Origin of the sequence: Acinetobacter sp. ASP199, from assembly GCF_022700675.1 — a bacterium.
In the GTDB taxonomy this organism is placed as follows: Bacteria; Pseudomonadota; Gammaproteobacteria; order Pseudomonadales; family Moraxellaceae; genus Acinetobacter.
On record NZ_CP062182.1, the window covers coordinates 1,000,745 to 1,027,360 of the forward strand.

The 26,616-nt window shown below is 42.0% G+C and carries 24 protein-coding genes, 4 tRNA genes and 3 pseudogenes; 13 read left to right on the plus strand and 18 right to left on the minus strand.

Going from position 1 to position 26,616, the window contains the following annotated elements:
- Positions 1-141: 141 nt before the first annotated feature.
- Positions 142-1,365: a L,D-transpeptidase gene (locus IHE35_RS04640; protein ID WP_242789503.1), complete on the minus strand. Its 1,224-nt coding sequence runs from the start codon at positions 1,363-1,365 to the stop codon at positions 142-144.
- A 198-nt stretch (positions 1,366-1,563) separates the two neighbouring features.
- Here IHE35_RS04640 and hemE point away from each other — a divergent pair, with 198 nt between their 5' ends.
- From hemE to IHE35_RS04665, 5 genes and pseudogenes are all read left to right on the plus strand, one after another.
- A complete protein-coding gene (gene hemE / locus IHE35_RS04645; protein WP_242789504.1) occupies positions 1,564-2,634 on the plus strand; it encodes a uroporphyrinogen decarboxylase in 1,071 nt (356 codons plus the stop codon).
- Between the two features lie 10 nt (positions 2,635-2,644).
- Positions 2,645-3,460, plus strand: a complete 816-nt coding sequence (locus IHE35_RS04650; protein WP_242789505.1) for a DUF817 family protein — start codon at positions 2,645-2,647, stop codon at positions 3,458-3,460.
- A 121-nt stretch (positions 3,461-3,581) separates the two neighbouring features.
- Positions 3,582-4,052: a DUF3015 family protein gene (locus IHE35_RS04655; RefSeq protein ID WP_242789506.1), complete on the plus strand. Its 471-nt coding sequence runs from the start codon at positions 3,582-3,584 to the stop codon at positions 4,050-4,052.
- Between the two features lie 62 nt (positions 4,053-4,114).
- Positions 4,115-6,001: a DUF4105 domain-containing protein gene (locus tag IHE35_RS04660; RefSeq protein WP_242789507.1), complete on the plus strand. Its 1,887-nt coding sequence runs from the start codon at positions 4,115-4,117 to the stop codon at positions 5,999-6,001.
- 47 nt (positions 6,002-6,048) lie between these two features.
- Positions 6,049-6,446 (plus strand): annotated as a pseudogene (locus IHE35_RS04665) (GGDEF domain-containing protein); the annotation flags it as partial.
- A gap of 1 nt (position 6,447) precedes the next feature.
- Here IHE35_RS04665 and IHE35_RS04670 read toward each other — a convergent pair.
- The 7 genes from IHE35_RS04670 to IHE35_RS04700 form a co-directional block, all read right to left on the minus strand.
- Positions 6,448-7,011 (minus strand): DUF4385 domain-containing protein, encoded by a 564-nt coding sequence (locus IHE35_RS04670; protein WP_242789508.1) that lies wholly within the window; start codon positions 7,009-7,011, stop codon positions 6,448-6,450.
- Positions 7,012-7,258: 247 nt separating this feature from the next.
- Complete coding sequence (locus tag IHE35_RS04675; RefSeq protein WP_242789509.1) at positions 7,259-7,618, minus strand: cupin domain-containing protein; 360 nt, start codon at positions 7,616-7,618, stop codon at positions 7,259-7,261.
- 95 nt (positions 7,619-7,713) lie between these two features.
- Positions 7,714-8,262, minus strand: coding sequence for a GTP cyclohydrolase I FolE (folE, locus tag IHE35_RS04680; RefSeq protein ID WP_242789957.1), 549 nt, complete (start codon positions 8,260-8,262; stop codon positions 7,714-7,716).
- Positions 8,263-8,355: 93 nt separating this feature from the next.
- Positions 8,356-9,039 carry a Smr/MutS family protein gene (locus IHE35_RS04685; protein WP_242789510.1) on the minus strand — a complete coding sequence of 228 codons (684 nt, stop codon included), beginning with the start codon at positions 9,037-9,039 and terminating at the stop codon, positions 8,356-8,358.
- Positions 9,040-9,565: 526 nt separating this feature from the next.
- A complete protein-coding gene (gene trpC, locus IHE35_RS04690) occupies positions 9,566-10,372 on the minus strand; it encodes an indole-3-glycerol phosphate synthase TrpC (protein WP_242789511.1) in 807 nt (268 codons plus the stop codon).
- Between the two features lie 20 nt (positions 10,373-10,392).
- Positions 10,393-11,439 (minus strand): anthranilate phosphoribosyltransferase, encoded by a 1,047-nt coding sequence (gene trpD, locus IHE35_RS04695; protein WP_242789958.1) that lies wholly within the window; start codon positions 11,437-11,439, stop codon positions 10,393-10,395.
- A 6-nt stretch (positions 11,440-11,445) separates the two neighbouring features.
- On the minus strand, positions 11,446-12,030 hold the full coding sequence (locus tag IHE35_RS04700) for an aminodeoxychorismate/anthranilate synthase component II (RefSeq protein ID WP_242789512.1): 585 nt from the start codon (positions 12,028-12,030) through the stop codon (positions 11,446-11,448).
- Between the two features lie 804 nt (positions 12,031-12,834).
- Here IHE35_RS04700 and glnA point away from each other — a divergent pair.
- The 6 genes from glnA (at position 12,835) to IHE35_RS04730 (ending at position 17,727) form a co-directional block, all read left to right on the plus strand.
- Positions 12,835-14,244 (plus strand): type I glutamate--ammonia ligase, encoded by a 1,410-nt coding sequence (gene glnA / locus IHE35_RS04705; protein WP_242789513.1) that lies wholly within the window; start codon positions 12,835-12,837, stop codon positions 14,242-14,244.
- An 86-nt stretch (positions 14,245-14,330) separates the two neighbouring features.
- Positions 14,331-14,606 carry a hypothetical protein gene (locus IHE35_RS04710; RefSeq protein WP_242789514.1) on the plus strand — a complete coding sequence of 92 codons (276 nt, stop codon included), beginning with the start codon at positions 14,331-14,333 and terminating at the stop codon, positions 14,604-14,606.
- A gap of 55 nt (positions 14,607-14,661) precedes the next feature.
- Positions 14,662-15,120: a chorismate lyase gene (locus IHE35_RS04715; protein WP_242789515.1), complete on the plus strand. Its 459-nt coding sequence runs from the start codon at positions 14,662-14,664 to the stop codon at positions 15,118-15,120.
- Positions 15,121-15,126: 6 nt separating this feature from the next.
- The gene (gene ubiA / locus IHE35_RS04720; protein WP_242789516.1) at positions 15,127-16,005 is read left to right on the plus strand and encodes a 4-hydroxybenzoate octaprenyltransferase; all 879 of its coding nucleotides are present in this window, start codon (positions 15,127-15,129) and stop codon (positions 16,003-16,005) included.
- A gap of 106 nt (positions 16,006-16,111) precedes the next feature.
- Positions 16,112-17,341, plus strand: a complete 1,230-nt coding sequence (locus IHE35_RS04725; protein ID WP_242789517.1) for an alpha/beta fold hydrolase — start codon at positions 16,112-16,114, stop codon at positions 17,339-17,341.
- A 119-nt stretch (positions 17,342-17,460) separates the two neighbouring features.
- A complete protein-coding gene (locus IHE35_RS04730) occupies positions 17,461-17,727 on the plus strand; it encodes a hypothetical protein (protein WP_242789518.1) in 267 nt (88 codons plus the stop codon).
- An 18-nt stretch (positions 17,728-17,745) separates the two neighbouring features.
- Here the strand turns inward: IHE35_RS04730 and IHE35_RS04735 are convergent, their stop codons facing one another.
- The 7 genes from IHE35_RS04735 to IHE35_RS04765 all read right to left on the minus strand — a co-directional run bounded on the left by IHE35_RS04735 (position 17,746) and on the right by IHE35_RS04765 (position 20,554).
- The gene (locus IHE35_RS04735) at positions 17,746-18,189 is read right to left on the minus strand and encodes a DUF2726 domain-containing protein (protein WP_242789519.1); all 444 of its coding nucleotides are present in this window, start codon (positions 18,187-18,189) and stop codon (positions 17,746-17,748) included.
- A 60-nt stretch (positions 18,190-18,249) separates the two neighbouring features.
- Positions 18,250-18,325: transfer RNA gene (locus IHE35_RS04740), tRNA-Asn, on the minus strand.
- A 6-nt stretch (positions 18,326-18,331) separates the two neighbouring features.
- Positions 18,332-18,407 (minus strand) — tRNA-Asn (locus IHE35_RS04745).
- 302 nt (positions 18,408-18,709) lie between these two features.
- Positions 18,710-18,785, minus strand: a tRNA-Asn gene (locus tag IHE35_RS04750).
- 6 nt (positions 18,786-18,791) lie between these two features.
- Positions 18,792-18,867, minus strand: a tRNA-Asn gene (locus tag IHE35_RS04755).
- A gap of 147 nt (positions 18,868-19,014) precedes the next feature.
- Complete coding sequence (locus IHE35_RS04760; RefSeq protein ID WP_242789520.1) at positions 19,015-19,641, minus strand: superoxide dismutase; 627 nt, start codon at positions 19,639-19,641, stop codon at positions 19,015-19,017.
- Positions 19,642-19,795: 154 nt separating this feature from the next.
- Positions 19,796-20,554 (minus strand): Nif3-like dinuclear metal center hexameric protein, encoded by a 759-nt coding sequence (locus IHE35_RS04765; RefSeq protein ID WP_242789521.1) that lies wholly within the window; start codon positions 20,552-20,554, stop codon positions 19,796-19,798.
- 172 nt (positions 20,555-20,726) lie between these two features.
- On the opposite strand from IHE35_RS04765, the gene IHE35_RS04770 reads away from it, so the two are divergent.
- Complete coding sequence (locus IHE35_RS04770) at positions 20,727-21,908, plus strand: trypsin-like peptidase domain-containing protein (protein WP_242789522.1); 1,182 nt, start codon at positions 20,727-20,729, stop codon at positions 21,906-21,908.
- Between the two features lie 63 nt (positions 21,909-21,971).
- Positions 21,972-22,355 (plus strand): annotated as a pseudogene (locus IHE35_RS04775) (NAD(P)-binding domain-containing protein); the annotation flags it as partial.
- Here the strand turns inward: IHE35_RS04775 and IHE35_RS04780 are convergent.
- The 3 genes and pseudogenes from IHE35_RS04780 to lipA form a co-directional block, all read right to left on the minus strand.
- A pseudogene (locus tag IHE35_RS04780) lies at positions 22,350-22,448 on the minus strand (4-carboxymuconolactone decarboxylase); the annotation flags it as partial. The pseudogenes IHE35_RS04775 and IHE35_RS04780 overlap by 6 nt on opposite strands.
- A 168-nt stretch (positions 22,449-22,616) precedes the next feature.
- On the minus strand, positions 22,617-25,121 hold the full coding sequence (locus tag IHE35_RS04785) for an acyl-CoA dehydrogenase (RefSeq protein ID WP_242789523.1): 2,505 nt from the start codon (positions 25,119-25,121) through the stop codon (positions 22,617-22,619).
- Between the two features lie 413 nt (positions 25,122-25,534).
- A complete protein-coding gene (gene lipA, locus IHE35_RS04790; protein ID WP_242789524.1) occupies positions 25,535-26,548 on the minus strand; it encodes a lipoyl synthase in 1,014 nt (337 codons plus the stop codon).
- Positions 26,549-26,616: the final 68 nt, after the last annotated feature.

A 26,616-nucleotide genomic window follows, 5' to 3' on the forward strand; every position in this document is an offset into this window, starting at 1 on the left:
AACATGAGCCTATCTTAGCGTTGTACTTATTTTATAAAAAGCCTATCCATGCGACAGATCATTGCAGTTTTGCAACGATCTGAATTTTATTGAAGCATAAAAATGCCCACTCGAAAGCGGGCATTTTTTATATTGAACTGATTATTCCAGGAAGCGGACAGTTACACCTGACCTCACTTTACGGCCCAGGTCATTGGCATCCCAGTTGGTCAAACGGATACAACCGTGTGAATAAGACTTGGAAATCATCGATGGATTTGGCGTACCATGAATACCAAATGATTTCTTGCTCAGACCAATCCAGATATTACCAACCGGACCATTCGGACCAGGTGGCAATGAAAGTGGTTTGGTGTTGTTGCCTTGAATAAAGTTAGAAGGTGAATAGCTATAATGCGGATTACGCGCCACACCTGTCACTTTATAAGTACCCGTCGGAGAAGGGGTGCTGGTATTACCAATACTCGCGGGGAAAGAGGCAATCATTTTATTTCTGCTATTAAACAGATACAGCTGTTTGGCACCTTTGTGCGCCACAATCAGATGAATATCTTCTGGCAGGTTATTGCGGACATTGGCAACCAGAAGTTTTTGGCCTACTTTGCTGAAGTTCGCGCCCGGATTGAGCTGTTTTAGGAACGCTTCATCCATGTGGAATTTTTCAGCAAGCATTTCTGACATGCTGGTGTAATACAAACCAGGCATTTTAGCTTGTAGCGCATAATCTGATGGAATTGATTTTGCCAAAGGTACTTTCAGATCTTCTGCTGAAATGGTGTATTCGACAAATGCAGGCTTAGACGCTTGCAATTTCACCAGCTTATCCCAGGTTTCTTTGGTTAATGTACCGGTCGGCTTGATGCCATTCATTTGCTGGAAAGATGCAAGTGCTTTTAAGGTATTTTTACCGCTGGTTCCATCAATTGCACCTGGCGAAGCATGAGCATTATTCAGCATGACATGCGCACGTGCATACACAGGGAACTGACCTTTACCGATGTTTTCATACCATTCAGCATTATTCAGACCATCTAGCGTCCAGGATGCTTTGTTGGCATGAGCAGAAGTGCTTTTAGCAGCTGCTGTTGGGGCAGCACCGATATCAGCATTTTGGTCTTCAGATGCCTGCAGATCATCCAGTGTCTCAGAAGCCTGAGTAAGATCACTTTGTTCCTGAGCTGAAATAGGGGTATCTGTAGATTGGGCTGCTGATGCTTCTGTAGCAAGCGGATCGATCGGGTCTTGAACCGCAACATCGGTCGCTACTTTTTTGGGATTTAATGGCTGTTCAGTAGCAGAAGCAGCGAAGGCAGTACCTGCAATAATGCAACTTAAACTCATGGCGAGCATTGTGCGAACGAACATGTAATTCAACCTAATTATTCATAAACTATTTAAATAACGTAATAAGTATTACAGAAAAACTATGGAGATGCAGTAGTTGTTTTGTGACACCATTGACTCTTTACTTATGATGATCGATTTTTAAAGTAATGTGAAGTTATTAAAAATGGAGGCTTTTTGTTATGATGTCCTGAATGTCAAAGATTGATGGTAATGTGAATGACGACCTTAAAAAACGATCGTTTTCTGCGTGCATTGTTGCGTGAACCTGTAGATACTACACCCGTATGGATGATGCGCCAGGCAGGCCGTTATTTACCAGAATACCGTGAAACACGCGCCAAGGCAGGGGATTTTCTGTCTCTTTGCAAGAATACCGAATTTGCCTGTGAAGTGACCTTGCAGCCGCTACGCCGTTATGAACTTGATGCTGCCATTTTATTTTCGGACATTTTGACTGTGCCGGATGCATTAGGTCTGGGCCTGTATTTCGAAGCCGGTGAAGGTCCTAAGTTTCATAAAACTGTACGTACTGAGCAAGATGTAGCGAATCTGCCAGCATTCAATGCCAAATCAGATTTGGACTATGTCATGAATGCGGTGACTACGATCCGTTCTGCATTGGGTGGACAAGTTCCCTTAATTGGTTTTTCTGGCAGTCCATGGACACTGGCGACGTATATGGTGGAAGGCGGTTCCAGCAAGGATTTCCGCTTTACCAAACAAATGATGTATTCACAGCCTGAAGTGCTGCATGCATTACTTGCACGTCTGGCAGATGCGGTAACTGATTACCTGAATGCCCAGATTGATGCAGGTGCTCAGGCGGTACAGATTTTTGATAGTTGGGGTGGTGCACTAGCGCATCGTGAATATATCGAATTTTCACTTAATTATATGCAAAAAATTGTCGCAGGTTTGCAGCGTGAAAAAGATGGCCGCAAGATCCCTGTGATCCTGTTCACCAAAGGTGGTGGCCAGTGGCTTGAGCCAATGGTAGCCACAGGTGCAGATGCTTTTGGACTGGACTGGACTACGCCGTTGAATGTTGCCCGTCAGACTGTTGCTGGTCGTGCAGCACTACAAGGCAACCTTGATCCTGCAACCTTATATGGTTCTCCAGAGGCGATTGCTAAAGCTACCCGGCTGATGCTGGATGATGCATATGCCAATGGTGAAAAGACCGGTTATGTGGCAAATCTTGGACATGGCATTACACAATGGGTAGATCCAGCCCATCCTAAAGCGTTTATTGATACCGTGCATGAGTACAGCGCTAAATATCTTTAGGATGTAAACCTTGATCGACCTATTTAAATCAGGGTTTGAATTTTCTTATAAGGCAGCTTCGGCTGCCTTATTTGGGATTTTACTCCTGCTGGCTTTTGCTTTTAGCGCTTCAATGGGGAGTGAACTGTTTTATGGTTTCTACCGTTATGACTATCTTCTATTTTATGCCCTGATTATTCAGGTCATTCTGCTGTATGCCAAATTAGAATCCTGGGCAGAAGCCAAAGTCATCGCGTTATTTCATATCCTGGCGATGGGCATGGAAATTTTTCTAACCCATCCAGCAATCGCTTCCTGGCATTATCCACAACCCGCCATTTTCAAGATCTTAACCGTACCCTTGTTTGCAGGCTTTATGTACTCGGCTGTGGGAAGTTTTTTCGCCCGTTCATTGCGTCTGTTTCAGGTTTCTTTTAATCGCTTGCCTGGTTTTGCCAATATGATGGCACTGGCCGTGTTGTCCTATATTAACTTCATGAGCAAGTTCTTTATTCCAGACTATCGTATTCTTCTATTTATCTGGAGTGCGCTGATCTTCTGGAAAACACAAATTCGCTTTCAGCTGAATCAGCATGCTTTTCAGTTGCCGATGTTGCCGATTTTGGTATTGCTGGCCTTTATTATCTGGATTGCCGAAAACATTAGTACTTTTTATCAGATCTGGCTCTATCCAAGTCAGGTAGAGAAATGGCATATGGTGGGCTGGGGCAAACTCGGCTCATGGTATTTATTGTTACTTTTAAGTCTTGTTCTCGTTTTAAAAATACTTGGCCATCGCGATTCAACCGGTCGCTGGACGTTAAGACAATACATGGGTTTAGAATAAAATTTTCATTTTGGTAGAAATTATTTTGCAATTGGTTGAAATGCAAGATAATCTGAATTGGTCGATTAAAAGACACTTTAGAATTAGAAAGACAAACCATAAATTGTCAGGAGTAATGAATATGTTTAAAAAAATCGCGCTTGCTGCTGTTGTTGCTTTAGGATCAACTGCTGCTTTTGCTGACCGTGATGCAGGTTGTGGTATCGGTTCACAAGTTTGGGCAGGCCAATCTGGTAAGGTTGCAAAAATCTTGGCAGCAACAACAAATGGTATTTTTGCGAACCAATTATTTGGTATTACTTTTGGAACATTAGGCTGTAGCGGTACTGGTACAGTAACTGCACAAGTGGTAACTTTTACCAACGAAAATGCAGAATCTTTAGCGCGTGATATGGCAGTAGGCCAAGGCGAAAGCTTAAATGTTTTAGCAGAATTGTTAAACATTAAAGCAGATGACAAAGCACGTTTCTTCACAGTTTCTAAACAAAACTTCGGGACAATTTATTCTGCAGAAAACCAAACTTCATTAGAAGTGCTCGCTTCTTTACAAGCAGTTATGGCAAATGATGATGTCTTAAAAGCATACGTTTAATATGTCTCAAAACCCTGTCTTTTGGCAGGGTTTTCTCCATCTAAAAAATACAATGTCATTCTATGAAGCCTAAATCCATATTCTTTTTTTTTCTTTTATTTCATTCTTCTTTTATTTCTGCATCAACCACGATCAGTGAACATTATCAAGATAAAGCAACGCAATTACTGTTGGTCAATGATCCTGTATGGCAACGATTACTCTATGCTACACCACAAAAAAATAGTGAAGTAGATTATGCAGGCTTTTTCTATGCACAAAATGGAAAGACTCATCTAGAACAAGAATTAAAGCAGAATATAGCAGCACTATTTGTCAAAGCTGAAAATAACCAATCCATCCGATGTAAATTTCCCGCGAGAAGTGAATTTCTGATTCAAAAACTACAGATTCCTCTTACGGAATTGCCAAATGTTGAGTGTTCAGAATTTACAGCATGGATTGGAGAAATTAAGCCTTATAAAGCGACTCTAATTTATGCAACGGATTTTATGGGCAATCCAAGTTCGATGTTTGGACATACTTTATTAAGATTAGATCCTAAAAATCAAAAAGAATTGAATTTGGTTTCCTATGCCGTGAATTATGCAGCGACTGTCCCAGGGGAACAAAGTTGGTCTTATGCATGGAAAGGCTTGACCGGGCAATATCCCGGTGAATATTCTCTAATGCCTTATTATCGCAAAGTAAAAGAATATGGCGATTTTGAAAGTCGTGATTTATGGGAATATGAACTTGCATTGAATGAGCAAGAAACCCGGTTTTTAGTGAAACATATATGGGAATTAAAGCATGTTCAGTTTCCTTATTATTTCATTAATGATAACTGCGCCTATCGCTTACTGGGCTTAATCGATTTAGTTCGTCCACAAGCGAATTTACAACAACGATTTAAAGTCAGTGCAATCCCGATTGAAACCATTAAAGCGATTCAGGATGAACAGCTGATTCATTCTGTTGAATATCGACCTGCTTTAGAAACCCAGCTTAATGCTCAAGCAAACCAACATGGTTACTCTTTGGCAAAAGCTGCACATGCATTAACACAAAAAGACCGTAGTGAATTTACATCTTTCCTAAAATCCTATTCAGTACAAGATCAAACCAAAACTTTAGAAATGGCATATGATGATCTTTACTTGCAATTGATTGGTCGCAAGATTGATCCCAAAGTCGCTGAACCTAAATTAAGACAGTTGTTAATACTCCGCAGCCAGATAGATCTTGATAAACAGCGCGCTATTTTAGCAACGCCTAAAGTTGATCCTGTAGATAGTCACCATGCACGGAAAATCTCAGTAGGTGTTGGTAAAGTGCAAGGTGATGATGTTGTTACAATAGGGCATCGTCAGGCTTATCACGATTTAATCGATCCCCAAGGCGGATATCGAATAGGGACACAACTCAAGTTACTAGATGGTCAAATTCAATATCGACATGACAAAATAAAATTAGAGTCATTCGACCTTTTAGATGTTAATTCCTATAATCCGATTACAGCATTTAAAACACCGCTCAGTTGGGGCTTTAATCTGGGCTGGAAACAGGAAGCTCTTGATCGGGAAGGCGGGTTCAGTACTGAGCAGCAGCATGGTGTAGCCAATTTTCAGGTGCAGGGGGGCTATAGTTGGGCGAATGCCGAACGTGAACATTTATGCTATGTGCAATTACAAACGCATTTGCAGACAGGAAAAGCACTTGATGATGGCTGGCGTGCAGGTCTGGGGCCAACAGCAGGCTGTCAGAATATCTGGACGGACCGAATGAATAGTCTGGTACAGATAGAGCTTCCTTATTGGCATGACAGTCAGCAATGGATGCTCAACCTGAATACAGAGCTGCAATATAGCCTGAATATGCAAAATGCCATTCGGATTGGATGGCAATACCAGCAGCAGGGTAGTGTGGACTGGCAGGCATTGCACCTTCATTATATTCACTATTTTTAAGTGAAGTTTCGAGTAAAATATCTAAAAGTTACTGATTTAAATAAAAAATAAACGACAAATTTGGTCATGCAGCGGGTGATCTGGCCCTGAAATTTATTGCAGATGGATTGCAAAAAACAGTCAGGGCAGTGACTATGCTTTCCGGGTTGGTGGTGAAGAATTCTGATTGTTGCTGGTTGATATTGATCAACGCCGTGCCATGAATATCGCAGAAAATATCCGTAAATTTATTGAAGCGGGTATCATCACGACTGTATAGGGGATGCAGTTCAAGTTTACTGTAAGTATTGGTTGTGTGATTTATGATGGTCATCCAGACTACCAGAAATTTCTGGATACTGCTGATACAGCTTTATATGCAGCGAAAAATACCGGTCGTAATCGGGTATATCTGGCAAAAAATGACCCGGATGCACGAGTATTGAATACGCCATCACTAACCTAAATTATTGATGGGATTGTAACCACTCAATCCAGTCTTTAAATTTCTGTTTCTGCTTAATATATTCGGGATGAAGCTTAGCCTCATCCCATTTTTGTTTAAAGATACGTGCCGCTGCAGCCTTCACCGGGTCTTCTCGCTGGCGTGGTAATTCGTCTCTGCCATGAGCACCACTTAAGCCTTTTTTGTCATCTGGCACCGGACCATCATATTTTCTGCCCCCCTTATGATTGGCATAGCGGCGGGCACGGGTATAACCCATTTGCAAGAATTTACGCGCCATATCAGCACCGATAAAATCTTCCTTTTCCAGATAATCCAGAAACAGGGCATAAATCTTGGTACTGCTCGCTTGAGCTTTTTCTTCATCGGCAAAGCGCCAATGCGGCAGTATTTCTGATTTATATGGTTCAACTGAAAGCACACCCTGTTCACCACGTCCAATCCGGTACAATTCAGGTCGTTTTCTAAAATCAATTTTTTCAAAATCCAGCGAGTAATCAAAACTGGTCGAAGCCACCCGCGAGGTTTTACGGGGAATATTTTTTGAAGTCTTTTTAGTGGTCATATTTCCTCCCTACGTATCTATATTTCCCTATAAATGCCGGTCTGTATTTTGAAGTCCATGATTTTTGGCAAGATGCATGTATTTTTATTAAGTGCATATAGGCAAGCAGATCAATCTGCATAACAGAACAGATGATCAGGAATAATGTAGGATGGAAGAGTGCTAAAGCGGGTAGTGATGCTGTAACGAATTGTAGAAGTAGAATTTATTTATAATTTTAAAAAAGAAAAACCTGCAAAAGCAGGTTTTAGGCTTCAACTACGACAAAATATTTTTTTACTGCTTCAACTACTTCAAAAGTACCGACAAAGCTTGGCGGAATAATACCTGCATCACCCGCTTTGATTTCTATATAACTTTCTTTGTTGGCATCATGCAGACGAACCATGCCTTCAATAACCGTAAAGAATTCTTGTTTATTCTCAGCAAATACAATATTCCATGCACCGACTTCACATTCCCAGATGCCACAGTTCATATTGGGATGTTCATATAAACTTTGTGTAGAACGTTTAGGATTAGCTGCGACCAGGCGGTCAGGGCGGGGATAATCAATCGTGGTTTCACTCTGGGTTAAACCGTGACCTGCTAACCAAATCGATGACATGGTGAATCCTCAAGCTGAAGTTATCTAAAATTAAACAAATTAAAGCACATGTAAAAAAGCCTCAACAAGTGTCGAGGCTTTTGAAATAAAAACGATTAATACGTTTCAGGTACTGCACTCAGGAATTCACGACGTTCTTCTTTATTAGTTTTAAAATCACCCACAAAAGAAACGGTACGTGTCGTTGACTCCTGCTTGCCAACACCGCGCATCATCATGCACATATGTGCTGAATCAATCACCACAGCCACACCACGTGCGCCAGTCACTTCAGCCACTGCTTCTGCAATTTGCTGGGTCAGATTTTCCTGAATCTGTAAGCGACGTGCAAACATTTCAGTAATACGGGCAAATTTAGACAGACCTAAAACACGGCCTTCTGGCAAATAAGCAATGTGCACACGACCATAAAATGGCAATAAATGGTGTTCACACAGCGAATAGAATTCGATATTTTTGACCAAAACCATCTCATGGTTATCAGACGGGAATACCGCATTATTGGTCACTTCTTCCAGCGTCTGGCTATAGCCGGAAGTTAAATACGAAAATGCTTTCGCAGCACGCACAGGCGTATCTTTGAGACCAGGGCGATTTAAATCTTCACCAACGGCAGTAAGAATGTTTGCGTAGGATTGCTGCATAGTCATATGACGTATTCACTTACACTGAGATAGAACAAGGACGGCATTGTAGCAGAAAACTATTACATTGCCTTAATTTGGAGTTAATTCCGATTACTGTTTGAACTTTGGATTCTTTTCCGCACGCTTGAGCAGAACCAGCACAGCGCCAGTACCACCCTGATTTTCAGGTGCACTGACAAAGGCCAAAACATCACGGTGTTGGCGTAACCAGCCATTTACATAGGTCTTTAAAATGGCTTCCGGACCTTTACCATGTACGATCTTAATCACGTTCTGGTTTTCATCTTTCGCCATCTGGATAATTTGCAATACGGCAACACGTGCTTCTTCCACGGTACACCCATGCAGATCAACTGCTTCATACCAGCGCAGGTTGCCGGCTTTCAGATCTTCAAAGACTTTGTGCTGTAGAGTTGCAATGCGATAGCTTAGCGTAGCCTGACTTCCAACCGGATTCAGCATGGCCTGGGTATCAGAAAGGGCGGTTTCGTCAGTCTGCATCGGACCTTCAGCAGCAGCACGTTTGGCAAGTGTCTGTGCATCAAGCTTTTTCTTGCGAGGTTTCTCGATGGCAATGCTGTTGCCATTGTCGATTTTTTTAACACCTTGCATTTGTTTACGGAATAATTCTAAATCTTCTTCCTGCTCTTGTTCAGGTGTTTTCACCACAGGTGCAGGCGCTTCTACACGTGGATTGGGATTACTGATTTGCTTTTTAAATTGCTTTAGCAAATTAAACTGATCTTTGGAAAGCGAAGAATCGTGTTTGCTCATAATCAAAAAACATGCAAGATGCGAAAATATTGATAAATTATAGTCCTGATTCAAGAAAATGAGAACTGTATTGCGCTCATACTATTCAGGTATTCTGTTCAAGTGAATATTTAATTGAAAGTTGAATGTGAATATTCAATAAATATTCGCCTTTATTATTTGATTTTTTAGGTCTTAATGTTCTTACAAACAAAATGTATTTGAGCTTATCCAAGCTGATAGGGGGCATTAGGTTAATATCAATTTAACTCATCATTATTGTCATGGTATTCACAACCACGCTTCCAAGTCAGATTACAGTAATGTTTCCATATTAAGATGCTCGATCAGATCATCAAGTAATAAACGGTCTTATATGACATACAGGGTTGAATTACCCGTATGAATTACTTTAGGTAGACTTGGTTTTGGGTACGATTTTAATCTGGGGTAGAAGAGAAAAATAGATAAATTAGAAGGTCTAAAAGCTGATTGATTAAGTTAGAAAAATCAGGGCAAAACGAATTTTGCCCTGAATTGAAGATTTTTATACTGATTCAGGCTCACCAAACAGTTCACGGAATGCATGATCCGGGCGTGGCTGTTTCATAAAGCTTTCACCCACCAAGAAGGCATGAATATCATGTTCCTGCATCATCGCAACATCAGCCGGAGTGGCAATACCGCTTTCAGTTACCAATAGGCGAGATGGATCGAGTAGCTGTTTCAGACGCAGTGATGTATTTAAATCAACATCAAAGGTCTTTAAGTTACGGTTATTTACACCCAACAGGCAGCGATCTGAAAGTTTCAGTGCACGCTCAAGTTCATTTTCATCATGCACTTCAACCAACACATCAAGATTGTATTCAAAAGCAGTTTTTGACATTTCTTCCAGCTGCTGATCAGACAGGCAAGCCACAATCAGCAAGATACAGTCTGCATGTAAAGCACGTGCTTCAATCACCCCATACGGATCAATCAGGAAATCCTTGCGTAGTGCAGGCAAATCACAATGCGAACGGGCAATTTGAATGTTCTCATCAGCACCCTGGAAGAAATCCACATCAGTCAATACTGACAGGCAGGCTGCACCTGCATCCTGATACTGTGCGGCAATTTCTGCAGGATTGAAGTTTTCACGGATAATGCCTTTAGATGGAGACGCTTTCTTGATTTCAGCAATTACCCCTGGGCGCTTGGCCAGTAACGATTGAGCAAAGCCACGTACAGGTGTTGCACCTTGAGCAAGCTCTTCAACATCCTTATAACTTTTTTGCTTCAGACGTGCAGCAAATTCTTCTTTCTTTCGGTCTACGATCTTACCTAGAATCGTATTTGCGATATCTACCATGATTAAAATTTCCTGCTGTCTTAAACGTCGTATTCTTTAAGCGTATTGCCAAATTCTGCCAAAATTCCCATTTTTTCTAGGGCTTGCCCCCCATAAATAATGTCATGGGCAAGGGCAACACCTTGTTTGTAGCTGGTAGTTAAACCAGATACATAAATACCTGCACCAGCATTAAGTGCCACCATATTTGCGGCTTTTTCCCCAATTTCAGATTTCTTTTTGCTTAATGCGTCTTTAATCAGTTTTAAGCTGTCGGCAGCACAGTCAATGGTTAGACCTGTTAAGGTTTGCGAAGCAATATCGACCTGTTCAGGAATGATTTCCCATGCAGTGATTTCCCCATTTTTGAGTTCAGCCACATAAGTTTTAGAGGCTAAACTGATTTCATCTAAACCATCTTGTGAATGCACCACCATGACGTGTTCAGCACCAAGTTGCTTGAGTACTTCAGCCATTGGACGGCACAACTCATGCGAGAAAACACCAATAACAAAGCGTTTTACTCCAGCCGGATTCGTAAGCGGGCCGAGTAAGTTGAAAATGCTACGGAACCCCAATTCTTTGCGTGGCGCAGCGGCATACTTCATGGCTTTGTGATGATTCGGTGCGAACAAGAATCCGACACCAATTTCACGAATGCAACGTTCACTTTGTTCAAGACTCAGATCAAGGCGAATACCCGCTTGTTCTAGGACATCCGATGAGCCTGATTTACCTGATACGCCACGACCGCCATGTTTTGCAACAGTACCGCCTGCAGCCGCAATCACAAAACTTGCTGCAGTTGATACGTTAAATAAGTTCTGACCATCACCGCCGGTACCGACAATGTCGACTAAATAAGGCAAATCGCTAACATCAATTTTCAGTGCCAATTCACGCATGACACGTGCGGCAGCGGTAATTTCATCGATGCTTTCGCCTTTTAAGCGTAGACCCATCATCAGGGCGCCAATCTGTGCATCGGTGGCTTCACCCGACATGATGCAACGCATCACATCTTCCATTTGTGGCTGGGTCAGGTGAATGTTTTTTGTAATATGGCTTAAAGCTTGTTGAATATTCATCATTATTTACGCATAAATTTCTAAGAAGTTTTTAAAGATTTGATGGCCATGCTGGCTCAGGATGGACTCCGGATGGAACTGCACACCTTCAACAGGCAATGTCTTATGTTTCACGCCCATGATTTCTTCCATAGTGCCATCCGCTTCATTGGTCCAGCAGGTCACTTCCAGACATTCCGGCAAAGTCGCCTGATCAATCACCAGTGAGTGATAGCGCGTTGCAGAAAATGGAGAAGGCAGGTTGCTGAAAATCCCTGTGTCACTGTGATACATGTCAGATAAACGGCCGTGCATGACACGTTTAGCGCGCACGATGTCGCCACCAAATGCCTGACCAATGCTTTGATGGCCAAGACATACGCCTAATAGCGGAATCTTGCCAGCAAAGTGCTGAATTGCAGGAATGGAAATACCGGCTTCACTCGGGGAACATGGACCAGGACCAATAACCAGATATTTTGGTTGCCATCGCTCAATATCTTCCAAAGTCACGGCATCATTACGGACTACTTTTACTTCTTGATTCAGCTCGCCAAAGTACTGGACGATGTTATAAGTAAAGGAGTCATAGTTGTCGATCATTAAAAGCATGAGCTTAACCTATTGAAATTAATGCACTTAACTGTGCTTGAGTAATCCAGATCGTGCTTTATTGGCAGTTTCTTAGTCCCATGTAAAAGGCTGACTAAACTGTTGATTTCATTGTGTGAAAATAAAGCGACAATCATCATAGCAAATAATCTGAAACTTCTGCGCAACAATTTGCCCAATTTTTCTGCTTAGCCAAATGAATAGGGGTGATAAGGCTCAATAAGTATGAATATATAACTAAAAATTAGTGAATAACTAAAAGTAATTTATAACTAAAAGATATTTACAAATAATTTTGATGTTTTAATTTTCAAGTGTTGCTTTAAAAAACAACAGTTGATTAACAGGTGAGAAAAAGTGAATGCCGTTCTTATCGTTTATTTGTCTAAATTGACTCAATTTGGTGAATTTTTTCTTAATATGAGTCTTTAAGAAAAACTGAATATTGACAGTAAAATACAAAAATACCCTGAAAAGCGATTAATATTTCATCGAAAGTTGATAAAAGCTACATAAGCTCATCATTATTTACTAGAAATAACATCTATAGCAATTTTATCGCACTGTTAAGGTGCAGTGTTAAATCGAAAGAAACAAAAAACACAGAGAATGCTTGAATATAGTGCATTTAATTATACAGACAGTATAATAGACCCAAAGTATTTCTTTCAATCCACGTATTCTCATAAGGATTTCAAGATTTTAGCTATACTTTTAAAAGTTGGTACGGTAATTGCTTAATAACTACCAACTACTAACACGCACTTCGTAAGTGCAACAAAAAAACATCGGAGCAAATTGAGCATGGCGAACAAGGTCCTTCAACTCATCCAAGAAAGTGGCGCAAAATGGGTAGACTTCCGTTTTACAGACACTAAAGGTAAAGAGCAACACGTGACTTACCCAGCAGACACTATTGATGAAGATACATTTGAAGACGGTAAAATGTTCGACGGTTCTTCAATCTCTGGCTGGAAAGGCATTGAAGCTTCTGACATGATTTTACGTCCAGACGCTGAAACTGGTTTTATCGACCCGTTCTTCGCTGAACCTACAGTTGTTGTAACTTGTGACGTGATTGAACCTTCAACTGGTCAAGGTTACGACCGTGACCCACGTTCGATTGCTCGCCGTGCTGAAGAATACCTGAAATCTACAGGTATTGGTGATACAGCATTCTTCGGTCCAGAACCAGAATTCTTCGTATTTGACGAAGTAAAATGGGAAATCGACATGTCTGGCGCGCGCCACACGTTGATCGCTGAAGAAGCTGCTTGGTCTACAAACAAAGACTACGAATCTGGTAACTCAGGTCACCGTCCACGTGTGAAAGGTGGTTACTTCCCAGTACCGCCAGTTGATTCTTCACATGACATGCGTGCAGATATGTGTGCAAAAATTGAAGACATCATGGGCCCAGGTCGTGTAGAAGTACATCACCACGAAGTTGCATCTTGCCAATTAGAAATTGGTGTGAGCTTCAACACGATGGTTCGTAAAGCGGACGAAGTACAACAGTTCAAATATGCTGTTTGGAATGTCGCGCACCAATATGCAAAAACTGCAACGTTTATGCCTAAACCAATGGTTGGGGATAACGGTTCTGGTATGCACGTTCACATGTCGATCTCTAAAGATGGCAAGAACCTGTTTGCTGGTGATGAATACGCAGGTCTTTCAGAAATGGCGTTGTACTTCATCGGTGGTATCATCAAACATGCTCGTTCATTGAATGCGTTGACTAACCCTTCTACAAACTCGTACAAGCGTTTAGTTCCACACTTCGAAGCGCCGATCATGCTTGCTTACTCAGCACGTAACCGTTCTGCATCTATCCGTATTCCATACGTATCTAGCCCGAAAGGCAAACGTATCGAAGCTCGTTTCCCAGATCCAATGATGAACCCGTACTTAGGTTTCGCTGCATTGTTGATGGCTGGTCTTGACGGTATCCAGAACAAGATCCACCCAGGTGAAGCTGCTGACAAAAACTTGTACGATCTTCCACCGGAAGAAGAAGCTAAAATCCCAACAGTGGCACACAGCCTTGATATGGCGCTTGAAGCACTTCAAGCGGATCATGATTACCTTCTTAAAGGTGGTGTGTTCACTAAAGAAATGCTTGATGCCTACATCGAGCTTAAAACTGAAGAAGTTCGTCGTCTGAACACGACTACTCACCCAGTTGAATTCGACATGTACTACAGCCTGTAATTCTGCATAGAATTTCACTGTAAAAAAGACCCGCCTTAGTGCGGGTTTTTTTGTATGATGCTGTTATTGATCAAAGATAAATTATTATGGCAGCACGTAAAAAACATACCGGCTTTTTTCCCTGGATTGATCCACAGGATCACAGCAAAGGCTTTAAACTGAATTTTTCTGAAGTGACTTATATTGAAGTCGGACATACACCTGAAGGCTATAAGCAGGTTGAATTTGTTGTATTGCGCAATCCTGAGCTGGCTCTGGATTATGACTATCCGCAAAGTTTTTATATGACCACGGATGGCCTGATTCTGAAAAAACTGCCAAGTGGAAAATATGAAGTTATCGCCAAGACAGATAATGCTTGATCATGAAGTTGGGAATGTTGTGAGTTTAAAATTTAAGAATCAGTATGGACAGCAGATGCCAGCAGTACTTCGGGAATGGCTATATGCATCAGGATCACTGACCCAGCAATTAACTGATTTGGCAAATGGGCAATTTCGGGTACAACCGTTAAAAGAACATTTTCAGCGTTTAAGCTTTGAAAATGCCAGCTGGATGAAAATGCCGCATCAGCATACTTCCTGGGTACGGGAAAGCTATCTATATGGTTGTGATGAACAGCCTTGGGTAAAGGCTAAAAGTATTTTCCCGATTTTAAGTCTGCAAAAACGGGCACGAATTTTTCAGCATATTGGATCGAAGCCGATTGGCTGGCTGTTATTTCAGCGTACCAATCCGCATTGTGAGCGTCGTGTGATTCATCTTAAAGATGGGTGGACCCGCCAGAGCTGTTATACTTGGCACGGCTGTAAATTTATCGTACAAGAAACATTTTTACCGGCTTTTCAGCAATATATAGAAAATCAACAGGCTTAACTTGATATGGCAACTGCACAAGCAATTAGCTGGCGTGAACGTCTGAGCGCCTATTATTATCTTTGTCGTTTTGATAAGCCCATTGGCACAGAACTGGTTTTTTGGCCCACTATGTGGGCACTTTGGGTGGCTGCGAAGGGAATACCTGATCTGAGTATTCTGATGCTGATGATTCTTGGTGTCATCTTTATGCGTGCAGCAGGCTGTGCCATTAATGACTTTGCTGACCGTAAGGTGGATGCACATGTAGAGCGCACTAAAACCCGTCCATTAGCAACTGGCATTATCAGTGGTAAAGAAGCAGTCATGGTATTTCTGGTGCTGGTGGCTGCTAGTGCCTGCCTGTTATTTTACCTGCCAATTGAAACATTCTACTGGTCATTTGGGGCTTTATTTCTCGCTTTCATTTATCCTTTTATGAAGCGTTATACCCATTTGCCGCAAGTATTTTTGGGGGCAGCTTTCTCATGGTCCATTCCTATGGCTTATACGGCAGTAGGTCAGACGCCTGATTTAACCTGTTGGCTTTTATATTTTGGTAATCTGGCTTGGACCGTGGCTTATGATACGCAATATGCGATTACCGATCGTGAATATGATTTAAAAATTGGGGTGAAATCGACAGCCATATTATTTGGTCAACACGATATTCAGATCATCAGTGCATTGCAGGTCATTAGTCTTGTTCTGATTGGCACAGCCTTATGGATTGAAGACTTACTTATTCCATTTGGCTTGATTGGTCTGCTCGCAGTCGCAATAGATTTTGTTTACCAATGGTTAAAAACGCGAGATAAAGATCCGCAGCGCTGTTTCTGGGCTTTTCGGCATAACCGTTGGGTTGGACTGGTGATTTTCCTGGGAATCTTTGCTGCACTTCTGTAACTGCATGCTGTCGATTCATAACAAAAGCATCCTATAAGGGTGCTTTTTTTTATGATTAATTCAAATCTGCTTCATGAAAATATAAACAACAATAAGGGATTAGAATATGAACAGTACAATGAAAAATGGCTTCAAAAAAACTTGCGTGGCAGTCGTATGTTCAATGACACTGTTAATAACAGCATGTAATGACGATGATGATGACGACTTTATAGGATTTAATCCAGTACAAACCTATGCAGTTGATGATGAAGTGAAGGCGTTGGTCGACCGTCATGATATTTTTAGCTATAGCATGCAGAGTGTACGAAATAAAAATATTCGTGCTACAACTTTGGTCTTTACGCCTAAAGGTACACCACCTGCAGGTGGTTGGCCAATTGTAGTTTGGGCGCATGGCACGACCGGAGCAGCAGATAAATGTGCTCCTTCACGTCTTCCATTAACTGGAGAGGAAAAAGATCTGGTTATGGAGTTGGTAGAGCGTGGTTATGCAGTCATTGCACCAGACTATGAAGGTCTGGGTAATAATAATGAACCACATCCTTACTTACATCTTGAAAGTGCAGCCAATTCTATTCTCTCTGCTATTAGTGAGGCTAAAAAATATTATGGCAATGTTCTAGCTGATGAGTGGAGTATAGTAGGGTGGTCGCAAGGTGGGCATGCAGCGCTTGCTGCTGCAGAGTTTAGTGGTGCGCTAAACAATTTTGATTATAAAGGTGCAGTGGCGATTGCTCCGGCATCTTATCTAGCAGAAACTTTAAATTATGGATTGGGTGTTGCTGCCACTGTTTCAGCTCCTGGTACGCCGGAAGCTGTCCAGGCAGCAAAACAGATTGCTGGAACCTTATATGGTTATGCGGCAATTGTAAGCTCAGGAATTAAGGCAGAAAAACCAGCTTTCCAATATAGCCAGGCTTTCCTGGAAACTAAAGTTCCTCTTGCACAAATTGCGGAAGTTGAATGTTCACCACAAGTTGCTGAAGGATTTAGAACTGATATTCAGTCCTATATTGATAATGGTGGAACGTACGGTACTTATCAGGCTTTGCAACCTAACTTTATCCTGGATGATGATGTGAGTACCTATTTAGAGGAGAACTTGCCGGCACAAAATCCAATTCCTAAACCTGTATATGTATTCCAGGGTGAACTAGATACGACCGTGCCAGCTCATATAACTGCAACATTATTGTTTCCAAAACTTTTAGAAGTTGCAGAAGAAATAGATGAGGATGATTTATTTCTTGATCCAGATGCTAATCATCAAACGATAATGACACAGAATATTTCTGCTATTGTGGACAAAGTAGAGGAGTTTATGAATCAATAAAAATAAAATATTTCAAGGAGCTTCGGCTCCTTTTTTCTTTTGTATCGAAGTTTTGAGTAATCACTTGAATTTGCTATAGTGATGGCGAAAAATGAATGATATGAATAAATAGGTTTGTTATGTCTGAGCAGCCCCAGCCACGCAGCATCAAAAAGCTATTGATCTTCGGTACGCTTGCACTTTGTATTCCTGTATTTTTAATCACGATGGCATTTCTGGCTGTAAATAGTGATGCTAAAAATCAGGAAAAGTATAAACAGCAGCAGGCTGAAATGATCGCCCGAATTGAAGCACGTGAGGCAGCCGAGAAAAAACAGGCAGCGGAACAGCAAGCGAATGCTGAAACAGAAGTGCAGGCAGCATCAGAGGCCACCACTCAGCAATAATAGTTTTATGTAATTTTATTATCTTAAATCCCTTTGCAGTTGTCTGATGCTTGGTATTTCCGTGTATCGGACAACGGTATAGCCTGCTGCAATCAGCATGGCATCGCGTTCTGCATCTTCCTTTTCTTTGCCAATATGACTCGGATCATCGAGCTCTACAATAGCAATGACATTATATTCCCGGTCCATCACCACAAAGTCAGTCACCTTGCGATTGAACTTGCTCCGCATATTCATCTGGTCATGAGTAATCAAGGCACTAAAAGCAACCTGTGCCAAAATATGATGATGGGGAAAGGCATCTTTCAGGCGAGTGAACATCCTACTTTCAAAGGCAGTAATGACACGCTTGGGATAGAATTTTTGCTGACGGGTAAACAGGTGCGGGAAGAGCAGGCAAAATAAGGCAAAACTTGCCAGACAGCCAATCACAAAAAAAATAATCTGACTCAAATGAAACACAGCAGAACTTGAAACAAATAAAAAAACCCACTTCATAATGAGTGGGTTTTTCGAAAATCTTGGCTCTCCCACCTGGGCTCGAACCAGGGACCTGCGGATTAACAGTCCGTCGCTCTACCGACTGAGCTATGGGAGAATAGATTGGCTCTCCAACCTGGGCTCGAACCAGGGACCTGCGGATTAACAGTCCGTCGCTCTACCGACTGAGCTATTGGAGAATCTGAAAGCGATTATAGAGAGATTTTGAAAGGGGTCAAGGAACTTTTGTGAAAAAATCTATAAATCATGTTTGAGTGTTTTAAAAATAAGCTAAAGCTATAGGATGATCTTCAATTGGTTTTAATTTGTTTGAATTTTAAGTCTTTTTTGTAGGGAAAAAACCAGGCTTGAAAAAGTATTTATAAGATATCTAGGTTTGGTTTTATTCCTTGGGGACTTGTTAACTCAGGGCTTTAATCAAACGGAATAAACAGACATAAAAAAAAGCCCACTTCGCAATGAGTGGGCTTTTTTGGAATCTTGGCTCTCCCACCTGGGCTCGAACCAGGGACCTGCGGATTAACAGTCCGTCGCTCTACCGACTGAGCTATGGGAGAATAGATTGGCTCTCCAACCTGGGCTCGAACCAGGGACCTGCGGATTAACAGTCCGTCGCTCTACCGACTGAGCTATTGGAGAATCTGATGCGCATTTTAGGCAGGAAACGAAAGGTCGTCAATCAATTAATTGAAAGAAATGAAACGTTTGCTTTATAAATATGCATTTGTTGGTTAAAAATAAAAAAATCACCCATGAAGGGTGATTTTTTAGGCTGGAAATAAAAAATTATTTCTCAACACCAGCAGCTTGACCTGCATATTTCGCGTTTGCGTAGTCCCAGTTCACCAGGCTTTCTAAGAAAGTAGAGATGTATTTAGGACGAGCATTGCGGAAGTCGATGTAGTAAGCGTGTTCCCAAACGTCAATTGTCAACACAGCAATTTTACCGTGTGCCATAGGCGTGTCAGCATTAGACGTTTTAAGGATTGAAAGGTTGCCGTTTACTTCATCAGCAACTAACCAAGCCCAACCTGAACCGAATTGAGTTGCAGCAGCAGTTGCAAATTCTTCAGCGAATTTTTCGTAAGAACCGAAAGCTTCATCAATTTTCGCAGCTAAAGCACCAGTCGCAGCACCACCACCATTTTTAGCCATACAGTTCCAGTAGAACGTGTGGTTCCAAACTTGTGCAGCATTGTTGAAGATACCTGCTTTAGAAGCATCACCAGCAGTTGCTTTAATGATTTCTTCTAAAGTTTTACCTTCAAGGTCAGTACCTTTGATTAAGTTGTTTAAGTTAACCACGTAAGTATTGTGGTGTTTGTCGTGGTGGAATTCTAAAGTTTCTTTGCTGATGTGTGGAGCAAGATCTTCGTAACCGTATGGTAGAGCCGGTAAAGTAATGGTTGTCATGTTTTCAATTCCTTGCATTTTGCTGGGTTTTGACAATAAGTGGCTTTATTGTAATAGAAAAACAGGCAGAAATGCGCATTGCAGATAAATAAGAATACAGAATAAAGCCTGAAATTATACGTATAAAGCCGCTGTCAAATACCGCTAGGTGAAATTAAATCGGATTGTTTAATTCGAAATAACTATACTCAATATTGAACTGCTGGGAAATAGCTTTCGCAAGGCGTTGAACACCATATTTCTCGGTCGCATGGTGACCGCAGGCATAATAATGCACATCCAGTTCCTGAGCTTCATAGAAGGTGCGTTCCGAGACTTCACCGGAAATATAGGCATCACAGTTATGTGCAGCAGCTTTTTGAATATAATCCTGTGCACCGCCAGTACAGAAACCGACTTTACGTATTTCAGTTTTGTCTGCAGGCAGGTGAATCGCATCAAAGCCTAACTTTTCTGAAACATAAGCTTTAAACTGCTCTGGTGTCATGGCCTGTTTTAAATAGCCAATATTGCCGATAGGACGACGTTCATTCGGATCAAGCTGTTCCAGATTTTCCAGTTCCAGCAGGTCGGCAATTGCAGCATTATTTCCCAAAGTAGGATGACTGTCTAAAGGCAGGTGATAGCCAACCAGTGAGATATCATGTTGAATTAGCGTCTTAATCCGTTTACCGCGCATACCAGTAATCGGGTAGGGTTCACCTTTCCAGAAATAGCCATGATGTACCAGTAGAAGATCCGCGCCCTGAGTAATTGCAGCTTCAATGGCTCCTTGAGAAGCAGTCACAGCACACAGAATTTTATTGACCTCAGATTTTCCTTCAATCTGTAAGCCATTTGGGGCATAGTCTTTGAATTCATGTGCAATCAGTGTTTGATCGCACCATTGAATAATGTCCTGTAAGGTCGCCATAAATTTCTCTTTAAACCTTTAAATTGTCATCATCAAAACATATTTTGAATTGTAACTAAAGCAGCACAAATCTCTTTTGCTTTTTTTATGTTTAGTTTTGTGTTTAGCTTTACAATAGAGCACAAATTACTTAGTCATCAACGAATTAAAAATATTGTCAGAGGATAATAAAGTGCGTCGGACCTTTACATGGTTACCTTGGGTGTTGCTGATCTTAGTGATCATCGTCTTTCTGGGTTGGCAACAGTTGCAAAAACCTAAAGCACCTGTCGCGCCAGATGGCGTCAAAATGCCTGCTGAAAAAGTTGAACCATTATTGGATACTTCACGTGCTGGCGGGGTGGTTTCTTATAGCGCTGCGGTTAAAGTTGCTGCACCAGCTGTAGTGAATATCTTTACCACGCAAAAAGTGAAGAGGCAGGATAATCCTTTACTGAATGATCCGGTATTCCGCGAATTTTTCGGTGATCAGTTACCGGAGCAGTTCTCTCAGGGACCGAATGAAAACAGCTTGGGTTCAGGTGTAATTGTGCGTGCAGATGGTTATATTCTGACGAACAATCATGTGATTGCACAGGCTGATCAGATCATTGTAGCGCTGAATGATGGCCGCCGTGCTGATGCAAAAGTGGTGGGAACTGATCCAGATACAGACTTGGCGGTGATCAAAATTGAACTGGATAAACTACCAGTATTGCCATTTAAACTGAGTGGCAATGAAGTCGGTGATGTCGTTCTGGCGATTGGTAATCCGTTCGGTGTAGGTCAAACCGTGACCCAGGGAATTATTTCGGCAACAGGTCGTTCTGATCTGGGTATCAATACCTATGAAGACTTTATTCAGACGGATGCTGCAATTAACCCGGGTAACTCGGGTGGTGCACTGATTGATGTTTCAGGCAATCTGATTGGGGTGAATACCGCAATCTTCTCTCAGTCTGGTGGTTCACTAGGTATTGGTTTTGCAATTCCAGCCAAAGTCTGTCAGCAGATTATGAATTCCATTTTGAAAGATGGTCGTGTCGTTCGCGGCTGGTTGGGTATTAGCCTGTTACCACCACAACGTAATGACGTGATGAAGCCATCTGAACAAGGGGTGACCGTGGCTGAAGTGTTGCCAAATGGTCCTTCCGCTAAGGCAGGTATTCAGCGTGGTGATAAGATCCTCAATGTAAATGATGAACAGATTACTTCAGCCTCCCATCTGATTAACTACGTAGCTCTGCAAGCTCCAGGTAGCAAGATTAAGATTGAAGTAGAACGTGAAGGTAAAAAACTGGATCTGGATGTAGTGGTTGGTGAACGTAAACAGCAGCAAAATGCATCATCACAATATATTCCTTTACCAGAATAAAATTTAAATCGCTTGAATAAAAAATCCCTCCTGGTGAGGGATTTTTTTTATGATCATCTTTCACCCAAGCAAGGTGCAATCTGGGTTGACTGTAGCAGCGGTGTGCCGGAATCGGCCCAACACCTGGCAAAACTACTGGATCTACAGGGAAGTTATTATCTGGATGCTTTCTGTATCCGGTCAGACCATTAGTACAGAAAAAGGTACTTTAACCGTGCTAGTGGGAGGAAACGCATCCGCCTTTGAGCAAGCCACACTGGTCATTACTGCTTTTGCTGGCTTGATTGAATATGTGGAAGAAAGTGGTTCTGTCTTGCGGTGAAAGTCGTTAACAATATTTGGATGGCTACCTATTTAGGGGCACTGACTGAAGGCTTAACTATACTGAAAGGGCAGGGTGTTGATTTAAGAAGTGCGTTGAACTGTATGAATGATTCCAGAGGTAAAAGGCACAGTATTTTCCTGAGTACGCTGCACAAAGCTTTCATTTATTACTTCAGTATGGACTTTCAAGCCATTTTCATAATCTTGTTGTGACATGCTTTATCCTCAATTTTTATTATTGCTTTAGCTTAATACTATTAACCTAAAATACTATCGTGCCCTAGCCGTAAAAAAGTGGCTGAAATGCCACTTGTAAAGCTTCCAGAGTAAAGTAATAAAATGACTTCACTCTGGAATTCATGACACCTTAAATTCAAGTTTTATTTAAGGTGATACTGAGTGTGAAGGATCAGTTTGTACTGAGGTATCGGTTCCTTTGGCATCTGCTTTGATGAGATACGGATTTTCAAGCTCTAATACCTCATTCAAATGCAGATCAAATACATCGGTCAGCATACTGTCATAACGACGTGCATTATAGTGCAGCAGTTTTTCTGCTTCCTGATCATTAATAAAGCCTTGTTGATGAGCATCGGCTACATGCTCGGCAAAACTGAGTCCTTTAAACTGACCTTTGTTTTCCGCTTTTTTAAAACGATCCCAGAGCTTTTCAATCTCTAGTAGCATATTGAATGTAGATTCCATACGGCCAGTGATATCATCTTCATTGGTATTATAGTAAACATGTTTTTTTAGTACCTGACGGAATGCATTGTCTTCTATCATACTGTTCGCTACCTGCTGTTTCAGTTGGTCTGACGGTTTTTGTACTGGGCGGCCAAATGGGAAACATAACAGTTTGACTATACCTGCTGCTGCACCTGTCGGGAAGTTGGCAAACAGATCAAAAAAAGCTTCTTGCGCCGTATAGAGTGACTTTTCTACTGCAAGTTGTGCATGCAGGCGTTCAGCTTCAGTCTTTTTACTATGCTCAAAAAACTTGAGAATTGCCGATGCAATAAACAGATGTGCATGAATATCGGCCAGCCGCCCCGAAAGCATTTCCTTACGCTTGATATCACCTGCCAATAATCCCAGACACATATCCGCAGTTAAAGCAAAGTTGGCACTCAACCGGTTAATGATCTTGTAGTAAGGACGGGTGAAGTCAACCGCACTTTGCGGTGCTGCAGTTGATCCACCCGTAAATGCATAGGCAAATGAGCGGGCAGTTCGGTTAAAGGTGTAGCCTAAATGTTTAAACAAAAGATCGTTAAATGTTTCTTGAGCCGCATCTCGGTCTTGCTTTTGTAATAGCTGTAATTCTTCATATAGATATGGATGGCAACGCATTGAACCCTGGCCAAAAATCATTAAGGAGCGGCTCAGAATATTGGCACCTTCAACTGTGATTGAAACCGGAATGGCTTGATAGTTTAAAGCCAGGAAATTACGTGGACCCATCTGAATGGCACGACCACCCACTACATCCATACCGTGGTTGACGATTTTACGCATGGTTTCAGTGGCATAGTATTTGGCAATTGCCGTCATCACTGCAGGTTTACCACCTTGATTCAGACCACAAGTAACCAGATAACGGAAAGCTTCAAGCATATAAGTGTCACTGGCAATCTCACTGTTGGCTTCCTGCACACCTTCAAATTTACCCACTGATATTTTGAATTGCTGACGAATACGGGAAAAAGCGCCGACATTCAGATAAGCCATTTCCGCACTGGAAGTTGATAATGCAGGCAGTGAAATGCCACGCCCCACCGCTAGACATTCCATCAGCATGCGCCAGCCTTTACCGGCATTTTTCACGCCACCAATAATCCAGTCTAGTGGAATAAATACATCTTTACCTTCAACCGTACCATTCATAAATGGCGGGCCAGGGTGATGCCGTGGACCAACCTTCACGCCTTCATGATTGGCCGGTAACAGGGCACAGGTAATACCATATTCTGCTGGTCCTTCCAGCAAACGGTCTGGATCATACATTTTGAAGGCTAAACCAACGACAGTGGCAATTGGTGCCAAAGTAATCCAGCGTTTGGAGAAATTCATTCTTAAACCGAGGACTTCCTGACCTTCAAACTGGCCATAGCAGACGATACCGGTATCAGGAATCGCCCCAGCGTCTGAACCGGCCTCTGGACTGGTCAAGCCGAAACAGGGAATTTCTAGTCCTTTGGCTAAACCTGGTAGATAGCGATTTTTCTGTTCTTCTGTTCCATAATGCAGCAACAATTCACCCGGCCCGAGTGAGTTTGGAACCATACAGCTCACTGCAGCTGTCAAAGAGCGGGAAGCAATCTTGCTCATGACGCGGCTTTGGGCAAAAGAACTAAAGGCACGACCGCCATATTCCTTTGGAATAATCAGCCCCAGAAAACCATTGTCCTTAATAAATTGCCAGATATGTGCAGGAAGTTCTTTCTGCTCATGGATTTCCCACTCATCCAGCATGCTACATAAGGTTTCGACTTCATTATCTATGAAAGACTGTTCTTCATTGGACAACTTGGGATAAGGATAGTTGTTGAAGATTTGCCAATCTGGAGCACCCATAAACAGTTCTTTTTCCCACCAGCTGGTGCCTGAATCCAGGGCTTCACGCTCTGTTGGGCTGATGCTTGGCATGGCATTGGCCAAGGCCTTATAAGCAGGTCGGGTAATAACCGCCATACGCAAAGGATCAATCAGTACAACCAGACTAATCAGAATGAGGGGAATGCCTAGTAAGAGCGACCAAGGGCTGATAAAGGCGACCAAGATCGACACAATAATGAGGCTAAATGCACCTGTAGTTCGAGAGAGCTGAAAATAAAAAACCGCCCATAAGCTGAGTAATAAAAGCAAAACAGCATAGATAAATAGCATCGTTATATTTCTCCAGGGTTATGCATCCATGACCTTAATTTGTTGGTCTGTCTTTCGATATCATTGTGCAATCACTGCACACGGCTTAAATCATGGATGTTCTTGAGACTCTTATCGTTTTACTTCATAACGATATTCTTGAATGTGTCGCTATTTTTGAGATTGTTTGAAAAGTGAGCAGCATTCAAGTGAGAACACGAAAAGAAATGTGAAGATAAGTAATAACTTAGATCAAGTTAAAAAGAGGAAAATATATTTTTTAATAAATAGAAGAGCGTACCAGGTCAGGAACTATTGCCATTAGGGTTGATCTGGAATTCTAAAAGAATTTTTTGTAATTAAAAATCTGAGAAGAAATTTCTTTTAACGCATAAAAAAAGCCCTCTATCTAGAGGGCTTTGATTTAAGCAATTTTAAGCTTCAATGGTTTGTACTGCGATTTTCTTGGCAGGGTCAACTTTACGACGCACTGCTGGTACAGGTTCGCCATAGTATTGACGATCAGCAAAGTAGCTTGAACGAACCATTGGTGCTGCCCAGATATTGCGGAAGCCCAGTTTTTGACCATGTTCGGTATAACGCTCGAATTCTTCAGGTGTCACAAAGCGGTCAATCGCTGCATGTTCTTTAGAAGGCTGTAAATACTGACCGATCGTGACATAGTCCACGCCATGCGCATGCAGATCATCAAGCAGGGCAAGCACTTCTTCTTCAGTTTCACCAATACCGACCATCAAACCACATTTGGTAGGTACATCCGGGCAATATTCCTTAAACATTTTCAGCAGGTTTAAAGAGTGTTGATAATCAGAACCTGGACGCATGGCTTTATACAGACGTGGCACTGTTTCGATATTGTGGTTAAACACATCAGGCGGGCATTCAGTCATGATGCGCAGCGCAATATCCATACGACCACGGAAGTCGGGTACCAGAATTTCAAGTAAGGTATTCGGACTTAGGGCACGTGCTTCTTTAATACAATCCACAAAATGCTGCGCACCGCCATCTAACAGGTCATCACGGTCTACTGAAGTGATCACTGCATATTTCAAACCCAGGTTGGCAATGGTTTCGGCCATATGGCGCGGTTCATCTGGATCAAGTGCATTTGGGCGGCCATGTGCCACATCACAAAATGGACAGCGACGGGTACAGATGTCGCCCATAATCATAAAGGTTGCTGTACCGCCGCCAAAACATTCTGGCAGGTTAGGGCATGCTGCTTCTTCACATACGGTATGTAATTTTTGCTGACGGAGTGTAGTTTTAATACGTTGTACTTCGTCAGGTGCTGCCATTTTGACGCGAATCCAGTCCGGCTTCCGTGGTGTTTCAACCGTAGGTACAACTTTTACAGGAATACGAGCGACCTTTTCCGCGCCGCGAAGTTTGACACCCTGTTCAGGTTTACGGTTTTCAGACATATTTAACTTTTCCACTGTTTTTGAAGGGAGGAGATAATCAAAGATAGCGCTTTTATTATAACGGACTT